The sequence below is a fragment of the Paenalicyclobacillus ferrooxydans genome, assembly GCF_001399675.1.
Lineage (GTDB): Bacteria > Bacillota > Bacilli > Alicyclobacillales > Alicyclobacillaceae > Alicyclobacillus_B > Alicyclobacillus_B ferrooxydans.
Genome location: NZ_LJCO01000098.1, coordinates 1 through 920, shown reverse-complemented (window position 1 = coordinate 920; position 920 = coordinate 1). Strand labels below are relative to the sequence as shown.

At 48.4% G+C, this 920-nt stretch carries 2 protein-coding genes; both read left to right on the top strand.

Annotation, left to right across the window (positions count from 1 at the left end):
• Positions 1–633: Mov34/MPN/PAD-1 family protein (locus AN477_RS21990; protein ID WP_211266054.1), on the top strand; the 633-nt coding region annotated here is incomplete at its 5' end.
• Positions 634–635: 2 nt separating this feature from the next.
• The coding region (locus tag AN477_RS21985) for a ThiF family adenylyltransferase (protein ID WP_211266053.1) at positions 636–920 on the top strand (285 nt) is incomplete at its 3' end.

The following is a 920-nucleotide window of genomic DNA, read 5'->3' as shown; positions in this document are numbered from 1 at the left end:
ACGGACATGGTATACGACAAGACAACAGGTCACATTGTCCCTGTTTTGAAGGGACACAAAAAGGGTGCTGTGATGACGGTTTACACAGAACATCCTGCGGATCCGATACCTAATTACTATTTCTTGGACGAGCATGGTTTTGTGAGTCAAGTTCGTCGTACTCAAACGGGAATTTTTTCGGTTCCAGTGCAAGGGACGGGTTCATCTGAGCCGTCATTGACATTGTTTGTTGCACGTATTCCGGTAAGCATCCTTGAGGAGATTGTAAGCACGTTTAGAGCTGAGCCAGATATTGAACAACTGGCGTATGTTATTTGGGACATGGACCAGCACTATTCGGTTTACTGGCCAGACCAAACATCCTCTGCAGTAAGCGTTGAGGCCCAAGAGGGTTTTATGGAGACGGATGAACGGTTTATCGTACTTCAAATTCATTCACATGGTCGTTTACCTGCGTTTTTTAGCAAGCAGGATGATGCCGATGAAATTCGTACAGGGTTGTACGGAGTTGTAGGGCTTTGCCACCAAGCGTATCCGGAAATCAGGTTTCGCATGTCATGTGGGGGCAAGTTCCAGAGCGTGGCACCCGGAGAAATCTTTTCGGGTGCCATTCGGTGCGGGGTGGTGAGATAAGTATGACCATATCACCTGTACGCGTCATTGATCCGGAAAAAACGCGATTAGTATTGATTGGTGTTGGTGGGACGGGCGGCTATGTGCTTCAGCAGGTAGCCCGCCTGCTCTATTCATTGAGGGAGCAGGGAAGACGTATCCCAAGTGTGCTTTTATTTGATGGGGATGTGGTTGAGCAGAAGAACCTGCTTCGTCAATATTTCTTGGAACAGGATATCGGTCGAAAGAAGGCTGAGGTCCTAGCCGAGCGGTATTCGCGAGCCTATGGGATTGATATTGCAGCGTAC